Source organism: Polaribacter sp., assembly GCF_024639685.1.
Taxonomy (GTDB): Bacteria; Bacteroidota; Bacteroidia; order Flavobacteriales; family Flavobacteriaceae; genus Polaribacter.
The window spans coordinates 350,600-357,753 of sequence record NZ_JAHEHX010000003.1; the positions used below are offsets into that span (position 1 = coordinate 350,600).

General features: G+C 30.3%; 5 protein-coding genes. All 5 read left to right on the plus strand.

Translation table 11 applies throughout. The annotated features are described in order from the left end of the window. Positions 1–38 precede the first annotated feature (38 nt). Positions 39–818 (plus strand): prolyl oligopeptidase family serine peptidase, encoded by a 780-nt coding sequence (locus Q0L44_RS03705; protein WP_296635443.1) that lies wholly within the window; start codon positions 39–41, stop codon positions 816–818. A 5-nt stretch (positions 819–823) separates the two neighbouring features. Next, entirely contained in the window at positions 824–1,867 is a 1,044-nt protein-coding gene (locus Q0L44_RS03710; protein WP_296635449.1) for a Gfo/Idh/MocA family oxidoreductase, read from the plus strand. A gap of 116 nt (positions 1,868–1,983) precedes the next feature. Next, positions 1,984–4,545, plus strand: a complete 2,562-nt coding sequence (locus tag Q0L44_RS03715) for a T9SS type A sorting domain-containing protein (RefSeq protein WP_296635451.1) — start codon at positions 1,984–1,986, stop codon at positions 4,543–4,545. A gap of 28 nt (positions 4,546–4,573) precedes the next feature. Then, positions 4,574–6,223: a sulfatase-like hydrolase/transferase gene (locus Q0L44_RS03720; protein ID WP_296635454.1), complete on the plus strand. Its 1,650-nt coding sequence runs from the start codon at positions 4,574–4,576 to the stop codon at positions 6,221–6,223. Positions 6,224–6,236: 13 nt separating this feature from the next. After that, the coding region (locus Q0L44_RS03725) for a sulfatase-like hydrolase/transferase (protein ID WP_296635456.1) at positions 6,237–7,154 on the plus strand (918 nt) is incomplete at its 3' end.

A 7,154-nucleotide genomic window follows, 5' to 3' on the forward strand; every position in this document is an offset into this window, starting at 1 on the left:
ATCGTATTTCAATACCAAACTGTTTTTTAATAATTAAAATGAAAAAATTAGTATTTATTCCAACTGTAATGTTGTTATTAATGGCTTTTCAAACGAAAGATATTCAGAAAACACTTAGTGAAATCAATTCAAAATTTAAAAATGTAGATGTTAGTATTTTAATTTGGCCAGAAGATTTACAGAAAAAATTGGGCAAGTTGAAATCTTTTGCATTTGTAGCTTTACCAAGAGAAAAATCTACTGGAAAAATACCATTATTAATAACCTTACATGGTGGAGGTGGAAAAAATTGGAGTTTAAAACAACAACTTTCTAGGTCTGCAAAAGTCAAAGGACTATCACTTGTAGAAAAGGCAGGAAAAGAATTAATGTTAGTAGAACCAAATTCTTTTGAAAGTTGGGATCCAAAAACGTTAAATATAATGTTAGATTATCTTCTTGACGAATATCCTCAAATAGATACAAACCGAATTTATGTGATGGGACATAGTATGGGAGGAAGTGGAACTTGGCGTTGGATTTTAGAATCACCAGAAAGATTTGCAGCAGCCTCAGTTAGTGGTACTAGAAGTTTAAAAACTACAGATGCTATCAACAAAATAATTAACATTCCAATGTGGGGAATGGTTGGTGGAGAAGATACTAAAAACGTTGAACCTGTTAAAAATATGGTAAAACGTTTAAAAGCTGCAGGTAATAAAAATGTTAATTATACAGAATTTGAAGGTGCTAATCATTCTAAAGCAAATGCAAAAGTATTTAGTGCTGTGGATTGTGTAGATTGGATGCTTACGTTTTCTCTAAAAGATAAAAAATAAGAAATGTGGTAAAGATAAATACAGCTTTATGCTCTTTTGGAATGAGTGGAGTGGTTTTTCACGCACCTTTTATTGATGTTAATGCTAAATTCAATTTATATGGTGTCTTGGAAAGGACTGAAAATGAAGCTGAAAAAAGATATCCAGCAATCAAAACATTTAGAAGTTTGGAGGATTTGTTGGCTGATGTAACTATTGAATTAGTAGTTATAAATACACCCAATATTACCCATTTTGATTTTGCTAAAAAGGTAATAAATGCTGGTAAACATTTGGTTATAGAAAAACCATTTACAGCAACTGTAGCAGAAGCAGAAGAATTAATTGCACTAGCAAAAGAGAAAAATGTAGTACTTTCTGTTTTTCAAAATAGAAGATATGATAGTGATTTTAAAACCGTAAGGAAAATACTAAGTCAAGATTTACTTGGTGATATTGTAGATGTTGAAATTCATTACGATCGTTACGATCCTAATTTGAGTTATAAGGTTCACAAAGAAAAAAACACTGCTGCAGTAGGCAGTTTGTATGATTTAGGCTCACATTTAATAGATCAAGCAATCGTGTTGTTTGGTATGCCAAATGCAGTGTATGCAGATTTAGATGCATTTCGTCCAAATTCTAAAGTAATTGATTTTTTTGATGTGAAATTGTACTACAAATCACATCGCGTAACTTTAAAATCTAGTTATTTTGTTCGAGAACCTTTACCAGGAAATATTTTTCACGGTACAAAAGGATCGTTTATAAAATCAAAAGCCGATATTCAAGAAAAAGAATTGATAGAAGGAAAAAAACCGAATTCGCCAAGTTGGGGTGCAGAACCTCAGGAAGAAGAAGGTTTATTACACACAGTAATAAATGGGCAAGATATAAAAGAAAAAGTACCTTCTCTTCAAGGAAATTATATGGAGTATTATGATGGAATTTATGATGCAATTCGAAATCATAAAACAGTTCCAGTTTCAGGAAATGATGGCTTAAATGTAATTAAAATAATTGAGGTTGCTATGAAAAGTAATCTTGAAAACAGAAGAATAGATTTGTAAAAAATAATGAATCGTCTTTATAAAATTTACTCAGTACATTGCAGGATACATAGAGCTAAAAATTCAACTAATTTGACAAATATTATAACAGGATTTTTAACAGTAAATTAAAATATATGTTTTCCAAAGAAATAATAAAATACAGTTTAACTATAGTACTATGCATTTTTGGTTTAAGTCATATAGATGCACAAGTATCCTTATCAACAGATTTTACAGACCAAACTAAAAAAAATGAGCCTCTACATAATATTTGGTCAATAGCAAACAGAATTAGTCCAACAAATGGTTCTAATATTCGTCCAGGAATTAAAATGAATATTGTTAGAATGATTGGTGGTATTAAAAAAGTGGTTAATGGTAAAAATGTTAAGGATTTAGATTTTGATACTTGTTTGTACGATTCTATTAACAATAAATATGTGTACAGATTTGAACCTTTGATAGAAAGGTTAGATAAAATTATCAATTCCCAAACCGAGATTCATCAAATTGTATTAGATCAACCTTCTTGGGCTTTTCAACACGGTTATACTTTTATTCCAGAAGGAACTAGAGATAATATCAATTTTAGAGAAGACGAACAAATATCCATTTATGGAAATTCTTTACCTCCAGCAGATAAAGAAGTATATCACGATTATATAAAAGCATTAATGACAAAGTTGGTAGAGACTTATGGAGAAGAAAAAGTGTTGTCTTGGCGTTTTAGAGTGGGTTCAGAAATAGAAACTCCAGATCATTGGTTTGGAACCAAACAAGATTTTATAGAACATTTTGAAAATACAGAAAAAGCAGTAAGAGCAATTTTACCAAATGCTGTTATTGGTTTGCATACAAGAGCTCCAGATTTTCTATATAAAAATGGTTCAGTATTAAATTATAAGGGAGAACCTTTTGCTTCTTTTGTGGATGGTTTGATAGAACATTGTGCAGATAATAATGTGCAATATGATTTTTGGGGCGTATCAGATTATGTTGTTTTGGGAAGTGGTACCTTGCGTAATATGAGTATAAAATATGATAAGTTGTTTGCAGATTTGGTAAATCATCCAAAATGGAATGCGAATGCTACTATCGATTTAATGGAATATGCAACAGTTACCACAATGAATGGTGCAGATGGTAAAGGATTTATTAATGCAGAAACTACGCACGCAGAAATTGTAGAATTGTATTTTTCTAACATTTATTATAAGAATAAAGAAAATGGTTTAGATTTTATTTATAGATGGGGCAATAGAACCGGTTCTCAAGATCCTCCAGGAATTAATATTTTAAATTCAATGAATGATAAAGTACATTATACTACAACCATTTCTGGCACACCAAAAACGTCAACGAATGATTTGGATGCTATTTTTTCTAAAAAAGAGAATGTTACAGAGTATGACGTTTTAGTCTATAATTACAATAATAGTTCTTTAAATTATAGAGATAAGGAAGATATTAGGGTTTCTTTTACATCTGAATTACCAGCAGAAACAACTTTGTATTACAGAAATATTTCTTACGATAAAACCAATAATAAACTTCAAAATTTCTTAGAAAACACATCTGGATATGTAAAAAGCGGATTTAATGATAGAGGAAGCCCAGATAGAATATTAACAGAAGCTGGTTTAGCTGCATATGATGCCTATGAAAATCCAAATCCACACGAGTATAGTGATTGGAAAAGCATTACAACTGCTGCAAGAACTGACGGAAAATCAGGTTCTGTAATTACTTTAAACACAGAAATTGCTTCTTTTGCTTTTAATAAATTCGAATTTAGACCTGAAGCTAACTTTGTAGAAGCAATAACGCCAACAACGTATGTTTGGTCTACTTCTGATGATTTTTCAACTTGGTCTGCTGTTAAGGCTGGTATGACGATTGATAAAGATAATGATAAATTAAGTGTTACTTTCTCTTCAGATGTTTCTTGGCCAATGGTAGCTATTACTGGTCTAAATATAAATGCAAGTTTATTTGGTACTTTAAGAATTGTAGTTAAAAATAGTACAGATAAGCCTGATCTTCAAATGGCACCAAATGCGCCAGGTACGACTTTTGTGTCTGGTAGAAAAAAAGAAACAGTACCTAATGATAACCAATGGCATACTTTAGATTTTGATTTAACAAGTTGGGGACTATGGACAGGCACTATTACAGAATTTAAATTTTATAATAATTTTAATTCTGGAAGTATCATTTTTGATAGTATTGAATTTGTTCCTATAAATTCAACTACACATAATGTAACTCTTAGTAAAGAAGGTCAAGGGCTTTTAAATTATAGCAGTGGTACTGCCTTAAATGGTCAACAATTTGATTTAAATGCAATTGCAGATCAAGGTTGGGAGTTTAAAGAATGGACTGGCGATATTGTTAGTACAGAAAACCCCTTATCAATAATTGTTTCATCAGATTTAAATATTAAAGCGACTTTTGTTCAAGAAAGTTTATCTGTAGATGAGAATAGCTTAAATAATAGTTTTGTTGTTTATCCAAATCCAAGCTCAAAAGGAATATTTACAATTAAAAACCATACCAATGAAAATTGGGAAATATACAATTTAAAAGGAGCTAAAATACTTTCAGGAAAGGAAGAAATAATTGATGTTTCTAAATTTTCTAAGGGAATATATATTCTAAAACATAACAATTCTTATAAAAAGTTATTATACAATTAAAAAATATAAAAAGTATAGCAATATTAAAATGAAGAGTATATCTCAAATATCAATTATCTGTTTTTTAACATTGGCATTGTTCAATTGTAGCTCATCAAAAGAGCAAAAAAAGGAGAATACTAATAAAAAACCAAATATTGTATTCATATTTGCAGATGATTTAGGTTGGACAGATATAAGCACAGGAAATACAAATGGAAATAACAGTTCTAAAATTTATGAAACACCCGTAATCGATAAATTGGCATCACAAGGGATGTCTTTTACAAATGCCTATACCAACCAAAATTGTGCACCATCAAGAGCAGCTTTAATTAGTGGGCAATATGCAACAGGAGTAGATAATCAGGTATATAATGTGGGCTCTTTAAAAAGAGAAGACAAAAGAACCAAAGGATTTCCAAATGTACTTATTGAGTCTTTCAAGCAAAAAAAAGTAATTGCAGAAGATGGTATCAATATGTTTGATGTTTTAAAAACAAAAGGCTATCAAACAGCATTAGTGGGTAAAAGTCACGGAACTCCACATCCTTTAAAAGGTGATTATGGTATAGATTTACCAGCAGATATTCATCACATTATAGCGGCTCCTATTAAAGGTAAAAGAACAAAATCTTTCTATTTAGCACTAAATTCCGATAAAAAAGGATGGACGTTTAATTCAGAATTTGTAGATAAATATGCCAAACCTTATGATAATGAATACCTTAATACGATTTTAAAACCTTATAAATCAAGAGCAGATGTGTCTCTTTTAAAAGGAACTCCAAAACATCTTACAGATGCAATTGGAGATTTTTCTGTAGATTATATCAAAGAAAAAGCAAATGACGAAAATCCGTTCTTTTTATACATTCCTTTTCACGCAGTTCATTCTGATGTTACTGGCAGAAAAGATTTAACAGAAAAGTATTTGAACCGCGGCTTAAAACCAAGAATTGCAGAATATGCTTCTATGATTGAATTGTTAGATCAAAATGTGGGGAAAATAAATAATGCTTTAAAAGATCCAAATGGAGATGGAAATTATGAAGATGACATCACAGAAAACACCATTTTTATATTTTATTCTGATAATGGAGGATTATTTAAAAATACGCCATTGAAAGGTAAAAAAGGAAATTTAACAGAAGGTGGTCTTAGAGTTCCATTAATTTTCAGATATCCAAATGTGATACAAGAAAATTCAATAACCAATCAAGCAGTTCATTGTATCGATTTTCTACCCACTTTTGCAGAATTAGTTGGAGTTGATTTAGCTACATTAAAAAAGAAAGATGGAAGCAAGCCTGAATATGATGGTGCTTCTTTTGCCAAAGTTTTAACAGGAGAGGCAAAAAGAATTTCAAGAGAAAATTTGTTTTGGCATCTTCCAGGATATATGGATGAACGTTTTTCTCCATCAACTTTAATTCAAACAAGAGTAGGAGAAGAATATTTTAAATTGTTTTATTTTTATGAAACTGAAGAATTTGAAATGTATAACATTACCAAAGACATTTCAGAAAAAAGAAATATTTTTAACAATCCTACATCCAAAGAAATGGAAATCGCATTGCAAATGAATGCAGATATGTTAGCTTGGTTAGCAACCAATAATGTACCAACAGGAACTTGGGTGAAAAATGGAAAAAAAGTGCCTTATCCTAAAATAGAAGGTGTAAAAAAGTATCAATAATAGAATTTAATAAATGTATAGAAAATCTTTGATTTTACCTTTTTTGATGTTACTAAGTTTAGCATTTATAGGATGTATTAGCAACAATAAATCTAACAATGTAGCTAAAGTTGATGCAAATCAGATTGAAAAACCAAACATTATATTTTATTTAGCAGACGATCAAGATGTATACGATTATGGTTGTTATGGTAATGAAAAAGTAAATACAATAGCAGTAGATAGGTTGGCAAAAGAAGGAATGTTATTTACCAATACATTTACAGCTCAAGCCATTTGTGCACCAAGTAGATCTCAAGTTTTTACAGGGAATTATCCTGTTAAAAATGGATGTTTTGCAAATCATACAGCAACAAGACCCCATATAGAAAGTGTAACTTCTAGAATGAAAAAGTTGGGTTATCAAGTTGTTTTGGCAGGGAAAAGCCACGTAAAACCAGCAAGTGTTTACCAGTGGGACAAAGAATGGGAACCAGTTCCTAAAAAAGATGTACCAAGAGATTATATTCCTCTAGACAGTATTGAGAGTTATTTTAAAACTGCCAAAAAACCATTTTGTATGTTCATCACCTCAAAATATCCTCATGGAAAATATTTTGATGTTAAAAACCCAGATGTAAATAACCTAAAATTTTATCCTTTTAATGAAGATAAAAAGAATAATGAAGCATACATAAAAAGTAGATCAGGTTATTACAGAAGTATTGAAGAAGATAATACTCAGATAGAAAAAGTTTTAGCATTCGTAGATACATATTTAAATGAAAATACTTTATTTATTTATAGTGCAGACCATGGAGTTTCAGGTAAATTTACAGTAAAAGACATTGGTTTAAAAGTACCTTTTGTAGTACGTTGGCCAAAAGTGATTAAAGCAGGAACAATTTCAAATCAGTTGATACATTATACAGATGTGTTGCCAACTTTTATG